Annotated in this window: 11 protein-coding genes; 3 read left to right on the top strand and 8 right to left on the bottom strand. The window is 69.5% G+C overall.

What is annotated here, in order from left to right; all coding sequences use genetic code 11:
- Positions 1 to 16: 16 nt before the first annotated feature.
- The 6 genes from ACYBYQ_RS14185 to ACYBYQ_RS14160 form a co-directional block, all read right to left on the bottom strand.
- Positions 17 to 865, bottom strand: coding sequence for a transporter substrate-binding domain-containing protein (locus ACYBYQ_RS14185; RefSeq protein WP_459614835.1), 849 nt, complete (start codon positions 863 to 865; stop codon positions 17 to 19).
- Positions 866 to 875: 10 nt separating this feature from the next.
- A complete protein-coding gene (locus tag ACYBYQ_RS14180) occupies positions 876 to 1,826 on the bottom strand; it encodes an N-carbamoyl-D-amino-acid hydrolase (RefSeq protein ID WP_459614834.1) in 951 nt (316 codons plus the stop codon).
- 4 nt (positions 1,827 to 1,830) lie between these two features.
- On the bottom strand, positions 1,831 to 3,300 hold the full coding sequence (gene hydA / locus ACYBYQ_RS14175) for a dihydropyrimidinase (protein WP_459614832.1): 1,470 nt from the start codon (positions 3,298 to 3,300) through the stop codon (positions 1,831 to 1,833).
- Between the two features lie 8 nt (positions 3,301 to 3,308).
- Positions 3,309 to 4,088 (bottom strand): SDR family oxidoreductase, encoded by a 780-nt coding sequence (locus ACYBYQ_RS14170; protein ID WP_459614830.1) that lies wholly within the window; start codon positions 4,086 to 4,088, stop codon positions 3,309 to 3,311.
- A gap of 16 nt (positions 4,089 to 4,104) precedes the next feature.
- Complete coding sequence (locus tag ACYBYQ_RS14165; protein WP_459614828.1) at positions 4,105 to 5,040, bottom strand: dihydrodipicolinate synthase family protein; 936 nt, start codon at positions 5,038 to 5,040, stop codon at positions 4,105 to 4,107.
- 200 nt (positions 5,041 to 5,240) lie between these two features.
- Positions 5,241 to 6,146 (bottom strand): LysR substrate-binding domain-containing protein, encoded by a 906-nt coding sequence (locus ACYBYQ_RS14160; protein WP_459614827.1) that lies wholly within the window; start codon positions 6,144 to 6,146, stop codon positions 5,241 to 5,243.
- A 156-nt stretch (positions 6,147 to 6,302) separates the two neighbouring features.
- Between ACYBYQ_RS14160 and ACYBYQ_RS14155 the strand changes: the two genes are divergently transcribed.
- The 3 genes from ACYBYQ_RS14155 to hrpA all read left to right on the top strand — a co-directional run bounded on the left by ACYBYQ_RS14155 (position 6,303) and on the right by hrpA (position 12,357).
- Positions 6,303 to 6,995 (top strand): aspartate/glutamate racemase family protein, encoded by a 693-nt coding sequence (locus tag ACYBYQ_RS14155; protein ID WP_459614825.1) that lies wholly within the window; start codon positions 6,303 to 6,305, stop codon positions 6,993 to 6,995.
- Positions 6,992 to 8,401: an FAD-binding oxidoreductase gene (locus ACYBYQ_RS14150; protein ID WP_459614824.1), complete on the top strand. Its 1,410-nt coding sequence runs from the start codon at positions 6,992 to 6,994 to the stop codon at positions 8,399 to 8,401. Before ACYBYQ_RS14155 ends, ACYBYQ_RS14150 begins: the two co-directional genes overlap by 4 nt.
- A gap of 74 nt (positions 8,402 to 8,475) precedes the next feature.
- On the top strand, positions 8,476 to 12,357 hold the full coding sequence (hrpA, locus tag ACYBYQ_RS14145) for an ATP-dependent RNA helicase HrpA (protein WP_459614822.1): 3,882 nt from the start codon (positions 8,476 to 8,478) through the stop codon (positions 12,355 to 12,357).
- 10 nt (positions 12,358 to 12,367) lie between these two features.
- On the opposite strand, the gene ACYBYQ_RS14140 is transcribed toward hrpA, so the two are convergent.
- Positions 12,368 to 12,910 carry a GNAT family N-acetyltransferase gene (locus tag ACYBYQ_RS14140; protein ID WP_459614821.1) on the bottom strand — a complete coding sequence of 181 codons (543 nt, stop codon included), beginning with the start codon at positions 12,908 to 12,910 and terminating at the stop codon, positions 12,368 to 12,370.
- Between the two features lie 24 nt (positions 12,911 to 12,934).
- Entirely contained in the window at positions 12,935 to 13,711 is a 777-nt protein-coding gene (locus tag ACYBYQ_RS14135; RefSeq protein WP_459614819.1) for a hypothetical protein, read from the bottom strand.
- Positions 13,712 to 13,729 lie beyond the last annotated feature (18 nt).

Genomic DNA, 13,729 nt, shown 5'->3' with positions numbered 1-13,729 from the left:
CGGCCGCAGGAAAGGCTCAGCAGCTGGGCGTGACGGGGGTGGGGTCGTAGCCGGGCATGTCGGGCACGCCCTGGCCCGGCGCCACCTTCACCGCGGCGGAATCGGGACCCGGGGTGAAGCTGAACCATTTCTGTGCCAGCTTGGCCACCGTGCCGTCCTGCTTCAGGCATTTCAGGGCGTTGGATACGCGGTCGCGCCCGGCCTTGTCGTCGTGGCGGAAGGCCAGCGCCCACACCAGCCCCGTCGACACCGTGTATGTGGTGCGTACCGCGGGATTCTGCTTGGCGGCCCAGGCGGAAACCGTGTTGCCCGCCAGGTTGGCGTCGGCGCGCCCCGACTGCACTGCCTGGATGGCGTCGGCGTTGGTGGCGTAGACGTCGTACTTGAAGCCGTACCTGGCCATGTTGTCGCGCGCCCAGTTCTCGTAGGCCGAGCCCTTGTTCACCGCCAGCGTCTTGCCCTTGAGATCCTCCAGCGAGCCGATGTCGGGCGACTTCCTGGCCACCACGAAGGTGTAGTCGGTGTTCAGGTAGCCCTCGGAGAACAGCAGGGCCTTGGCGCGTTCGGCGGTGACGGTGGTGGGGGCCAGCACGAAGTCGTACTTGCCGGCGTTCAGGCCGGGGATGAGCGCGGCATACTCGGTGCCTTCGATCTCGATGGTCGTGCCGAGCTTGCGGGCCAGTGCGTGGCCCAGCTCGATGTTGAAGCCGTCGAGCCCGCCGCCGAGCTTGGGCATGGCGTGCGGCGCGAAGGTGGCGTCCACCCCGGTGACCAACGGTTTGTCGGCCAGGGCGGGGGCCACGCAGGCAGAAGCCAGGAGCAGGGTGCCGGCGGCGCGGCTCAGGAGCAGGGAGAGGCGGGTCATGGCGATTCCTTCAGGGTAGCGGGGTCTGGCCCAGGGCCGGTCCGGTGCCCACGCGCTCGAGGATGAGGCCGTAGTGCTCGGGCCGCCTGTGGGCAGCGAAGTTGAAGACGTGCTGCTTGAACGTGTCTGCCAGCGCCAGGTCGGCCTGGCAGTAGATCACCTCGTCCTCCTCTCCCTGGGCCTGCGCGACGATCTCGCCCGTCGGGGCCACGATGGCCGACCCCGCGATCAGGTGGCTGCCGTCTTCGATGCCGCCCTTGCCCGCCGCCGCCACCCATACCGCGTTCTGGTAGGCGGCGGCCTGCAGGCACAGCAGGTGATGGAACATGCGCAGGTGCACCGGCTCGTTCCAGTGGATGTTGTGCGACGGCGTGTTGTAGCCCAGCGCCACGATGTCGGCGCCCTGCAGCGCCATCACGCGCCAGGTCTCGGTCCAGCGGCGGTCGTTGCACAGGCACATGCCGATGCGCGCGGCCATGGTTTCCCAGACCTTGAAGCCCTCGTTGCCCACGTCGAAGAATTTCTTCTCGAGATGCTGGAACGGGGCCTGCGGCTTGTGGTCGCTGTGGCCGGGCAGGTGGATCTTGCGGTAGCGGCCCACGATGCGTCCGTGCGTATCGACCATGATGCAGGTGTTGAAGCGGCGGCCCTCGTTGGAGATCTCGGCATAGCCCAGGTAGAAGCCGATCTCCAGCTCGCGCGCGGTGTCGAACAGCACCCGCGTGTCGGGCCCCGGCATCTGCTTCTCGAAGTAGCGCTGCATGGCTTCTTCTTCCGTCATCCAGTAGCGCGGGAAGAAGGTCGTCAGCGCCAGTTCCGGAAACACCACCAGGCGGGCGCCGCGGGCCTTGGCCTCGCGCATCATCTCCACCAGGCGCGCCACCACCTGGGGGCGCGTGTCCTGGGGTTGCACGGGGCCCATCTGGGCCACGGCCAGTCCGAATGGTCTTTTCATGCTCATGGGTTCATCCTTGCTGCGTGTCGGTGGCGAAGTATTTGCGTACCAGGGCGTTGGGATTGCCGCACAGCCGCTGGCGCTGCACCGGCTCGGGCGTGCCGCGCTTCAGGAAGCGGCCGCTGCCGCGTTCCAGGTGCAGCCTGCCGCCTTCTACGGCCACGCGGCCGCGGCTGATCACGGTTTCGGGCCAGCCGCGCACGCGGCGGCCTTCGTAGGGCGTATAGCCCACGTTGTCATGCAGCATGGCCGCCGACAGCGTGACTTCCCGCTCCGGATTCCAGATGGCCAGGTCTGCATCGGCCCCCACCGCCACGGTGCCCTTGCGCGGATACAGCCCGTAGGTGCGGGCGTGGTTGGTGGAGGTCAGGGCCACGAAGCGCTCGATGCTCAGCCGGCCCTTCAGCACGCCTTCGGAAAACAGCAGCGGCATGCGCACCTCCAGCCCCGGCAGTCCGTTCGCCATGTCCTTGAAGGTCGTGGCGTCGCCCTTGGGCAGCTTGCCGCTGGCGTCGAACCGATAGGGCGCGTGATCGGACGAGTAGATCTGCAGCGTGCCGTCCTGCAGGCCCTGCCATACGGCTTCCTGGGAGGCCGGGTCGCGCGGTGGCGGACTGCAGCAGAACTTGGCGCCCTCCAGGCCGGGCAGGTCCAGGTCCTCGGCGGTAAGGAACAGGTATTGCGGGCAGCTCTCGGCATGGATCGGCAGCCCCAGGGCCTGGGCCGAATGCACCACGCGCACGGCCTCCAGGCCGGCCACGTGCACGATGAGCAGGGGCACGTCCATCAGGCGCGCCAGCGTGACGGCGCGGTGGGTGGCCTCGCTTTCGGCCAGGGGGGTATGCGCCACCGCGTGGTACTTGGGCGCCGTCAGGCCGCGCTCGACCAGGCGCCGCGCCACCCAGCGGATCATGTCGTTGTTCTCGGCGTGCACCATCACCAGCGCGCCCTCGCGGTCGGCCACTTCCAGCACGTCGAGCAGCTGGTAGTCGTCGAGCTTCATGCGGTCGTAGGTCATGAAGACCTTGAACGAGGTGATGCCGTCGCGGATCAGCGCCGGCAGGTCATGCCTGAGCGCCTGTTCGGTGGGATCCGAGACGATGAGATGGAAGCCGTAGTCGATCACCGCTTTTTCGGCGGCGCGCCGGTGATAGTCGGCCACGACGTCGGGCAGGGCGTTGCCGCGGTGCTGGGCGGCGAACGGAATGATGGTGGTCGTGCCGCCATATACGGCCGATACCGTGGCGCTGTAGAAGTCGTCGGCGCACATGATGCCCATGCCCGAGAGCTGCTCCACGTGGCAGTGGCTGTCGATGCCGCCGGGGAGGATCCACCGGCCGGCCGCGTCGATGTCGCGCGCACCGGCCGGCAGGCCTTGTGCGATCGCGGCGATCACGCCGTCGCGTATGCCGATGTCTGCATGGAAGGTGTCGCTGGCGGTGGAAATGCGGCCGTTGCGCAGGGTGAGGTCGAAGTCCATGGCTGGGTTCACAGTGTGCCGGGATAGATGCCGCCGTCGAGGACCAGGTTCTGGCCCGTCATGAAACCTGAGCGCGCGCCGCACAGGAAGGCGCAGGCCTCGCCGAGCTCCGCCGGGTCGCCATAGCGGCGGGCCGGGATGCCGGCCTGGCGCGCCGCCATGACTTCCTCGATGCTGCGGCCGCTGTCGCTGGCGGTGCGCGCGGCAGTCTCAAGCAGGCGGTCGGTGGCGAAGGGGCCGGGCAGCAGGTTGTTGATCGTGACGTTGTGCGCGGCCACCTGGCGCGCCAGGCCGGCCACGAAGCCGGTGAGGCCGGCGCGGGCGCCGTTCGACAGGCCGAGGATGTCCATGGGCATCTTCACGGTTGCCGACGTGATGTTGACGATGCGCCCGAAGCGGCGCGCGATCATGGCGTCGATCACGCCGCGGATCAGCGCGATGGGCGCCAGCATGTTGGCATCCAGCGCCGCGATCCAGTCGTCGCGCGACCATTCGCGGAAGTCGCCGGGCCTGGGCCCGCCCGCGTTGTTGACGAGGATGTCGGGTTCCGGACAGGCGGCCAGCAGGCGAGCCCGTCCCGCTTCGGTGGCGACGTCGGCCACCACCGCCGTGACCTGCGCGCCGGTCTGGGCGCGTATGGATTCTGCCGCGGCCTGCAGCGCGGCCTCGCCGCGCGCCGCCATGGTAAGGACGGCGCCTTCGCGCGCCAGCGCCATTGCGCAGGCGTAGCCCAGTCCCTTGCTCGACGCGCACACCAGCGCGCGCCGGCCACGTATGCCCAGGTCCATGGTCGCGTGTCCCTGCCTACGCGCCCGGGGCCTGCACCGGCTGGGCGCCGGCGGTGTCGAGCGAGAGGCCCACGCGCCGCACCGTGGCTTCGAGCTCGGCAGCGGTGAGCGCGTCGATGCGCATGCCGGGCGAACGCAAGGCATGGCTGCGGATGGCGCCGCGGCGCTGGTAGACGTACTTGCGCAGCGCCAGGCCTATCTTGGGCTGGAACTCGTAGCGGATCAGGGGGCAGTAGCGGTCGAAGATGGCGGCCGCGCCCTGCGTGTCGCCGGCGGCGTAGCGTTCGTAGATGGCCACCAGTATCTCGGGGAACGCGAAACCGGTCATGGTGCCCACGGCGCCGCGCTGCAGCTCTTCCAGGAAATACACCCCGCCCAGGCCGCCGAAGATCTTCATCGCCTCGTCGCCGGCCAGCTCGCGGATGCGGCTGATCTTCTGGCCCACCGGAGGCTCTTCCATCTTGATCATGTGCACGCCGCCCTCGCGGCCCAGGCGCGCCACGACTTCGGGGCGGATCTCGGTGCCGAAGGAGTCGGGGAAGTCGTGGATCACGACGGGGATGCGCACGGCATCGGCCACCGCCTTGTAGTAGTCGAACAGCAGCGCGTCGCTGGCGCCGTCGAGCGGCGCCGCGAACACCGCGTCGGCGCCCATCTCCTGGGCCTCTTGCGCCTGCTCGATGGCGCCGGCGATGCCGTGGGCCCGCACGCCCACCCACACCGGCACGCGGCCGGCTGTGTGTTCGACGAAGGTCTGCAGCACCAGCCGGCGCTCGGCATTGGAGAGCTTGTGCAGCTCGCCCAGGAAGCCCAGGATGGCCAGACCGGTGACGCCCGTCTCGAGCAGGAAATCGACCAGCGTGCGGATGCTGCCGGCGTCAACCTGCAGGGCGTCGTCGAAGGGGGTGGGGCAGATGGTGAAGACGCCTTTGGCGTCGGGAGGGGCGGTCATGCTGTCTCCGTCTCATGGCTGCGGACAGGCCCGGGAGGGCCGGGATGCCTGTCATCCTAATGCGGAACCCACTGAACTCCACTTGCTTTTTTATTGATCCGCTATAACGGTGTGTTAATTGATGGTTTACCCGGATCCGCGCGGCGCGGGGCAGCGTCGGGCGGTTTGCGCACGGCATGGCGAGCACCCGCGTCCGGCGCTCAGCCCAGCGGAAAACCCTGTTCCTGCATGGTTTCGCGCAGCACGTCCACATAGGCCTGGGCCAGTTGCGACAGCGGTTCGAAGCGCGACTGCACCAGGTTTGCGGTGAGCGTCTTGGCCTGGGCCACGGGCCGCACCACGAAGTCGCCGGAGGTGCGGCTCTTCACCGAGAACTCGTCGACGATGGCGATGCCCGCGCCGGCCTGCACCAGCGAGCAGGCGTGCTGCGGCGAGCTGACCTCGATGGCCACCCGCCGCGTTTCCCCGGCTTCCTGGTACATCTGCTCGATCAGCGAGCCGAACGGCGTCTCGGTGCTGTAGGAGATCAGCGGATAGGGCTGGAGGTCCCGGATGCCGAGCAGGGAGCGGTGCGCCAGCGGGTGGTTGTAGGGGCAGATGCAGACCAGCCGGCCGTTGCCCAGCGGCTGCGACAGCAGGTTGGGGTGCTGGGTGGGCAGGATCACCACGCCGAGTTCGGCGCGGTTCTCCAGCAGCATCTGGGTCAGCGGCCGGAACGTCAGTGGCTGGAAGGTGACCTTCACCTCCGGATGCGACTGGCGGAAGCGCGCGATCGACAGCGGGATCAGCATGTGCCCGATGCTGGGGCTGGACACCAGGTGCAGGATCCCGCTGCGCTTCTCTGCCAGCTCGCCGGCCAGCTCGCTCACGCGCCGCACGCCCGCGTAGACGGTCTCCACTTCCCGGAACAGCTGGCGGGCTTCCGGCGTGGGAAACAGCCGGCCCTTGATGCGTTCGAACAGGGGGAAGCCGAGGCGCTGCTCGGTGTGCGAGAGCAGGCGGCTGACCGCCGGCTGGGACACATACAGCAGCTTGGCCGCCCCGCTGATGGTGCCGGTGGTCATCACGGCCCGGAAGACCTCGATCTGGCGCAAGTTCAGCTGCATGGCGGGCGACTCCGTAGGGGGAGATCGAGCATAACAAAGTGTTAATGCAGGCGCACAAATTGACAATGTGGCTGATGAGGCCGCACTGCTAGACTCCCCGCGTGATCCCGCGTTCCCCGTGCCGGCAGACAGCCTGCCGGGTTTCCAGGAGGCTGCATGGACCGGACCATCTTCGTCATCAACCCCAATTCCACCCAGGCGGTGACCGACGCCTTCGACGCCGCGCTGGAACCGCTGCGCATGGCGGGCGGGCCGGCCATACGCAGCCTTACCCTGCGCGCAGGGCCGCCCGGCATCCAGAGCCAGCTCGACGTGGAGCGCGTCACGCTGCCGCTGGTCGAGCAGGTGCAGGCGCTGGACCGCGAGCACGGCGCGTCGGCCGCCGCCTATGTCCTGGCCTGTTTCAGCGATCCCGGCCTGCATGCCGTGCGCGAAGCCACCGCCAAGCCGGTGCTGGGCATCAGCGAATGCGGCATGCTCACGGCGCTCACGCTGGGCCAGCGCGTGGGGGTGATCGCCATCCTGCGCCAGTCGCTGGCGCGGCACGCCCGCATGTTCGGCGCCGCGGGCCTGGCCGGCCGGCTGGCCGGCGAATTGCCGCTGGACATGGGCGTGGTGGAGCTGGCCGACGCCGCGCGCACGCGTGCGCGCCTGTCGGAGGTGGGCGCGCGCCTGCGCGACGATTTGCAGGCCGATGTGCTGGTGCTGGGTTGTGCGGGGATGGCGGCCCACCGGGAATGGCTGCAGGGAGAACTGGGCGTGCCGGTGGTCGAACCCGTGCAGGCCGCTGCCGCCATGGCGCTGGGCCGCGTGCTGCTGGGCTGGCCGACGGGCACGGGGCGGGCATGAGCGGACGCGAACTGATCGAGCGCCTTGCCCACGTGGTGGGCGAGGGCGGGCTGGTGCTGGATCCGTCCGACCAGGAACCTTACGTGCGCGACTGGCTGGGCAAGTGGCAGGGACGCACGCCCGTGGTGGTGCGGCCGCGCAATGCCACCGAAGTATCGGCGGTCATGCGCCTGTGCCACCAGACACGCACGCCGGTGGTGCCGCAGGGCGGCAATACCAGCATGAGCGGGGGGGCCACGCCCGATGCCAGCGGGGCGCAGGTCATCCTCAGCCTGAACCGCATGCGGCGCATCCGGGAGGTCGATCCCGTCAACAACACCCTCACGGCCGACGCCGGCGTGCTGCTGGCCGAGGTGCAGGCCGCCGCGCTTCGCGCCGGACGCTATTTCCCCTTGAGCCTGGGCGCCGAAGGCAGCTGCACCATAGGGGGCAACCTGGCCACCAACGCCGGCGGCACCGGCGTGCTGCGCTATGGCAACACGCGCGACCTGGCGCTGGGCCTGGAGGTCGTGCTGCCCGACGGCCGCGTCTGGAACGGGTTGCGCGGCCTGCGCAAGGACAATACCGGCTACGACCTCAAGAGCCTGTTCATCGGCTCCGAGGGCACGCTGGGCGTCATCACCGGCGCGGTGCTCAAGCTCTACCCGCCGCCGGCGGGCCGGCTCACGGCCTGGGTCGGGGCCGAGTCGCCCGTCCAGGTCGTGTCCCTGCTGGGGCGCCTGCAGGCGGGCTGCGGCGAACGGCTCACCGCATTCGAGATGATGTCGGCCACCTGCCTGGACCTGGTGCTCGGGCACGTAAGCGGCGCGGCCAGCCCGCTGCGTGGGCGCCATCCCTACCATGCCCTGGTGGAGCTGTCCGACACCGAGCCCGGCGGCCTGGCCGAACGTCTGGAGCGCGTGCTGGGCGCCGCCCTCGACGACGGCCTCATCGCCGACGGCGCGGTGGCGGGCAGCGAGGCCCAGAGCCAGGCCATGTGGAAGCTGCGCGAAGGCATCTCGCAGGCGCAGGTGCGCGCAGGCAAGGCGGTCAAGCACGATATCGCGCTGCCCATCTCGCGGCTGGCTGCCTTCGTCGAAGAGGCCGACCTCGCGCTCACCTCCGATTTCCCCGGCCTGCCCATCGTCAATTTCGGCCACGTCGGCGACGGCAACCTGCACTACAACGTGCTGCTGCCGCCGAACACCGGCGCCGCCGAGTACGCCCGACTGGCCGCGGCCCTCAACCGCCGCGTGCATGACCTGGTGGCGCAGCGCGGCGGCAGCATCAGCGCCGAGCATGGGGTGGGGCAGCTGCGCCGCGAAGAGCTGCGCCGCTACAAATCGGCGGTGGAAATGGACCTGATGCTGCTGGTCAAGCGCGCGCTGGATCCCAACCAGCTGATGAATCCGGGCAAGCTGCTCTGAGCGTGCCGGCCGTCCCGCCGGGCAGCGGCGGGCGGGAAATTTATAATGGCAGGCTGATCTCCTGAATCCTGCCCATGCCCGAAGCCGTACGTACGGCCGGACGCGGCGCCGCACCGGCGCCGCGTCCGGAGCGTTCCATCCCTCCCATCACCTATCCCGAAGACCTGCCCGTCAGCGCGCGGCGTGCCGAGATTGCGCGCGCCGTGGCCGGCCACCAGGTCGTGATCGTCAGCGGCGAGACCGGATCGGGCAAGACCACCCAGCTGCCCAAGATCTGCCTGGAGCTCGGCCGGGGCCGCCAGCGCATGATCGCGCACACGCAGCCGCGGCGGCTGGCCGCGACCTCGGTGGCCAAGCGCATTGCCGAGGAACTCGCCACCCCCCTGGGCGAGGTGGTGGGCTACCAGGTGCGGTTCAACGACCGCACCGGTCCCAACGCGGCCGTCAAGCTGATGACCGACGGCATCCTGCTGGCCGAGACCCAGCGCGACCCGCTGCTGCGCCGCTACGACACCATCATCATCGACGAGGCGCACGAGCGCAGCCTGAACATCGATTTCCTGCTGGGCTATCTCAGGCAGCTGCTGCCGCGGCGACCCGATCTCAAGGTGGTGATCACCTCGGCGACCATCGATGCCGGGCGCTTCGCCACGCACTTCTCCGACGCCGCCGGCCGGCCTGCGCCGGTGATCGAGGTGTCGGGCCGGCTGTACCCGGTGGAGGTGCGCTACCGTCCGGTGGCGCAGGCGCTGGACGACGCGCAGGCCAGCGCCGCCGGCAAGGGCGGGCGCGAGCGCCTCAACGGCGACGAGGAGCGCGATCTCATCGACGCCATCGTCGACGCGGTGGACGAGTGCGCGCGCCACGGGCCGGGCGACGTGCTGGTGTTCCTGCCGGGAGAGCGGGAGATCCGCGAGGCGGCCGAAGCCCTGCGCAAGCGCCATCCCGCGGGCACCGAGGTGCTGCCGCTCTATGCGCGCCTGTCGCAGGCGGAGCAGGAGCGCATCTTCCATCCGCGCGGCAACGCGCGGCGCATCGTGCTGGCCACCAACGTGGCCGAGACCTCGCTCACCGTGCCCGGCATACGGTTCGTGGTCGACAGCGGCCTGGCGCGCATCAAGCGCTACTCGTGGCGCAACAAGGTCGAGCAGCTGCGCATAGAGCCCATCAGCCGCGCCTCGGCCAACCAGCGCGCCGGCCGCTGCGGCCGCGTGGGGCCCGGCGTCTGCATACGGCTGTACGACGAGGCCGATTTCAATGCGCGCGCGGCATTCACCGATCCCGAGGTGCTGCGCTCATCGCTGGCCTCGGTCATCCTGCGCATGAAGTCGCTCAAGCTCGACGACATCGAGCAGTTTCCCTTCGTCGAGGCGCCGCCCGGGCGCGCCGTGGCCGACGGCTATCACCTGCTGCAGGAGCTGGGGGCGATCGCGCCGGTTGCGCGCGGCGAGGCCGATGCGCAGGGCAGCGCCGGCGGCTCGGGCTATGCGCTCACGCGCACCGGCCAGGAGCTGGCCCGGCTGCCCGTGGACCCGCGCATCGGCCGCATGATCCTGGCAGCCCGCGAACACCAGTGCCTCGCGGAGATGCTGATCATCGCCGCGGCGCTCTCGGTGCAGGACCCGCGCGACCGTCCCATGCAGGAGCGCGACGCGGCCGAGGCGGCGCACGCCAAGTTCGCCGATGACAAGTCCGAATTCCTTTCCTTCCTGAAGCTGTGGCGCTGGTACGGCGAGCAGGTGCAGCACAAGCATTCGCAGCGCAAGCTGGTGGCGCTGTTGCGGCAGAACTATCTCTCGCCCATCCGGCTGCGCGAGTGGCACGACGTGCACAGCCAGCTGGCTTCGCTGGTAGGCGAGCAGGGGTGGCGCCTGAATACGGCCGAGGCCACCTACGAACAGCTGCATCTGGCGCTGCTGTCCGGGCTGCTGGGCAACATAGGCTGCAGAAGCGAGGACGGCGGCCATTACCAGGGCGCGCGGGAGATCCGCTTCCACATCCATCCGGGTTCGCGCCTGGTGAAGAAGGCCGGCCGCTGGATCGTGGCGGCCGAGTTGGTCGAGACCACGCGGCTGTATGCGCGCTGCGTGGCCCGCATCGAACCGGTGTGGCTGGAGCGCGTGGCCGGGCACCTGCTGCGCCGCAACTGGTCGGATCCGCGCTGGGAGAAGAAGGCGGGCCAGGTGGTGGCGAACGAGCGCGCCACCCTGTACGGCCTTACCGTCTATGCGGGTCGGCGCGTGCACTACGGCCGCATCAACCCCGAGCACGCGCGCGAGATCTTCATCCGCGACGCGCTGGTGCCGGGCGAGATCGACACGCGCCTGCCCTTCCTGGCGCACAACCGCAAGCTCATCGCCAGCATCGAGAAGCTCGAGCACCAGACGCGGCGGCCCGACATCCTGGTCGACGACGAGCTCATCTACGCCTTCTACGACAAGCAGCTGCCGGCGGGCATCTCCCAGACCGCCACGCTTGAGAAGTGGGTGCATGGGCTGGATGCGGAGGCCGCGAAGCGTCTGCTGCTCACGCGCGACGAACTGATGCGGCACGAGGCGGCCGGCGTCACCACCGAGGTGTTCCCCAAGAAACTGGAGTGGCAGGGCGTGTCCATGCCGCTGGACTACCATTTCGAGCCGGGTTCGCCGCGCGACGGCGTGACGCTGTCGGTGCCGCTCTTTGCGCTGAACCAGCTCGACCCGCAGCGTTGCGAATGGCTGGTGCCGGGCATGCTCAAGGAAAAGGTCCACCTGCTGCTCAAGTCGCTGCCGCAGAAATTGCGCCGCCACTGCGTGCCGCTGCCCGAGTACGCGGCAGGATTCTACGAGCGCTGGTTCGAGCGCCTCGGCGACCCGCAGCAGGGCCTGGTCGATGCCCTGATTGCCGACATGTGGGCCCAGGTGCAGGTGCGGCCCACGCCCGCCGACTTCAAGCTGGAGACGCTGCCCGCCCATCTCTTCATGAATTTCAAGGTGGTGGACGAGCACGGCCGCATGCTGGCCTCCGGGCGCAACCTTGCGCAACTTAAGGCCGAGCTGGGCAAGCAGGCGCAGGCCACCTTCCAGCAGTTCGCCGCGCGCGACACCGAGGTGGCCCAGGCGCTGGCCCACGAGAACCTCACGTCCTGGAGCTTCGGGCCGCTGCCCGAGATCATGGAGATCCGGCGCGGCGGCCAGTCCGTGATCGGCTACCCGGCGCTGGTCGACCGCGCCACGCACTGCGATCTCGACGTGTTCGACGATCCGGACGAGGCGCGGCGCCACCATCGGGCCGGCCTGCTGCGGCTCTTCCGGATCGGGCTGCGGGAGCAGGTGAAGTTCCTCGAGAAGAACCTGCCCGACCTCACCAGGATGAGCATGTTCTACATGCCGCTGGGCACCCAGGAAGAGCTGCGCGACCAGATCATAGACTGCGCCGTGGCGCAGGCCTGCCTGGCCGAGCCCTGGCCGGTGGACCAGGCGGGTTTCGAGGCCCGGCGCAACGAGGGCAAGGGGCGCCTGGGCCTGCTTGCCCAGGAGGCCGCGCGACTGGCGCTGGCCATTCTTTCCGAATATGCCGCCGTGCAGCGCAAGCTGCCGCAGGCCAAGGTGCATGCCGCGGCTCATGCCGACCTGCAGCAGCAGCTGGGCGCGCTCATGCCCAAGCGCTTCATCCGCGACACGCCATCGGCGCAGCTGGCGCACTACCCGCGCTATCTGAAGGCCGCGGCGGCGCGCATCGACAAGCTGCGCGCCGATCCGTCGCGCGACGCCCGGCTGATGGGCGAGATGGCGCCGCTGCTGACGCAATACCAGCGTGCCCGCGCCGCGCTCAAGGGCGCGCCCGACCCGGCGCTGGACGAATTCCGCTGGATGCTCGAGGAGCTGCGCGTGGCCTTGTTCGCCCAGGAACTGCGCACGCCCATGCCGGTGTCGGTGAAGCGCCTGATGAAGGCCTGGGAAGCGCTGCGGCGCTGAGCCGCGGCGCTCAGGCCGTTTCCGGGAGCGTCTTGTACAGGATGCAGGTGGGGTCCAGCCTGCCGCCCTCGGCCGCTTCGGCATAGGCCGGGATGATGCCGGCAGGCCGGTAGCCCAGCGAGCGGTAAAGCGCTTCGGCCGGGGTGCCGGGCACGGTGTCCAGCACCAGCAGGCTGCGCCCGTCAGCCACCGCCAGGCGCTCCACGGCGCGCATCAGCGCGGTGGCGATGCCCAGGCGCCGCGCCTGCGGATGCACCAGCACCTTGGCCACTTCCGCGCGGTGGCGGCCGTTGGGCATGTGCGAGGGCAGCAGCTGCGCCGTGCCCACGATGCGCGGGCCGCGCCGCGCCACCAGCACCCGGCGCTCGCCTTCCTCGGCCGAGGGCACCAGCCCGCGCCAGAAGGCAGCGGCTGCCGCGAGGTCGAAGGGCAGCACGAATCCTACGCTTGCGCCGGCCGCCACGCAGGCCTGCAGCACCTCGGCCAGCTCGGGCACGGCAGCGGCGAGGCCGCCCGGGGGCAATGTTTCGATCTCGAACGGGATATCAGGCATGGTGGCATCAGACCTATGGTGGAGTCAGGGCGGGCCGCGCCTGCCCGCAGCGATTGGGCTGCCGGCGGGGAGGGGTGAAGTGTGCAGCAGGTAGCGGAACAGTACCGGGCGGTCGACAGGATCGGCGCGCAGCATGTGGTGCCACAACAATATCGCCGCATCGCACTTTGCCCTGTCGGACGCTGCCGCCGGATTCCCGGCGACACGCTGGATGAGCGCACGGTCGGCGGGCTGCATTCCCTGCAGCACGGGCAGCAGCGCATCCCTGAATTGCCTGTCGTCCGGTTGTGCAGCCTGCCGCGGCTGAATGCCGAGCATGGTGGCCTGGTACCAGATGTCGAACAGTTCCGTGATCTCCTGTGCCGACAGCGACACGAGCGCATGCAGCGGCACATAGACCGGGGTGTCTTCCTGCGCGAACAACGCGGCGCTCATCATCGCGCACGCCCGGTCATCTGAGGCGCGCATCGCCTTCTCGATGAGCGCTACATAGCGCTCCAGCTCGAGGGCGTAAAGGCGCCACAGGCCCGATGACCTGAGGCGGTCCGCCAGTTCCGACGGGAATTGGGTGCCCGGCGCGTGGATCATCAGGTAGGACAGGAATGCCGGCGTCGCCAGCAGCCGGTCGGTGTGCTTCCTTACGGTGATGGCCACGAGGTTCCCGGGAACGTATTCGGCCCTCGCCAGCATCTCCTGCCTGAATTTCTGGATGGGATCGCTGGGTGCGGCCGCCAGGCAGGCCTGCTGGGTGCAGGCCATGGCAAGGACGGCGAACGCGAGGTTGCGGGGGAACAGTCGCATGGCGCGGTCAGATCCTGC

This window comes from Bordetella sp. 2513F2, from assembly GCF_054642735.1.
Note: the sequence above shows the minus strand (reverse complement) of the source record. Positions and strands in the feature narration are given on the sequence as shown.

What these genes read in the sequence shown, in the direction of transcription:
- ACYBYQ_RS14160 (WP_459614827.1), bottom strand. Translation starts at nt 6,146, where the DNA reads ATGCAGCTGAACTTGCGCCAGATCGAGGTCTTCCGGGCCGTGATGACC.
- ACYBYQ_RS14170 (WP_459614830.1), bottom strand. Translation starts at nt 4,088, where the DNA reads ATGGACCTGGGCATACGTGGCCGGCGCGCGCTGGTGTGCGCGTCGAGC.
- ACYBYQ_RS14185 (WP_459614835.1), bottom strand. Translation starts at nt 865, where the DNA reads ATGACCCGCCTCTCCCTGCTCCTGAGCCGCGCCGCCGGCACCCTGCTC.
- ACYBYQ_RS14155 (WP_459614825.1), top strand. Translation starts at nt 6,303, where the DNA reads ATGGACCGGACCATCTTCGTCATCAACCCCAATTCCACCCAGGCGGTG.
- ACYBYQ_RS14180 (WP_459614834.1), bottom strand. Translation starts at nt 1,826, where the DNA reads ATGAGCATGAAAAGACCATTCGGACTGGCCGTGGCCCAGATGGGCCCC.
- ACYBYQ_RS14140 (WP_459614821.1), bottom strand. Translation starts at nt 12,910, where the DNA reads ATGCCTGATATCCCGTTCGAGATCGAAACATTGCCCCCGGGCGGCCTC.
- ACYBYQ_RS14150 (WP_459614824.1), top strand. Translation starts at nt 6,992, where the DNA reads ATGAGCGGACGCGAACTGATCGAGCGCCTTGCCCACGTGGTGGGCGAG.
- hydA (WP_459614832.1), bottom strand. Translation starts at nt 3,300, where the DNA reads ATGGACTTCGACCTCACCCTGCGCAACGGCCGCATTTCCACCGCCAGC.
- ACYBYQ_RS14165 (WP_459614828.1), bottom strand. Translation starts at nt 5,040, where the DNA reads ATGACCGCCCCTCCCGACGCCAAAGGCGTCTTCACCATCTGCCCCACC.
- ACYBYQ_RS14135 (WP_459614819.1), bottom strand. Translation starts at nt 13,711, where the DNA reads ATGCGACTGTTCCCCCGCAACCTCGCGTTCGCCGTCCTTGCCATGGCC.
- hrpA (WP_459614822.1), top strand. Translation starts at nt 8,476, where the DNA reads ATGCCCGAAGCCGTACGTACGGCCGGACGCGGCGCCGCACCGGCGCCG.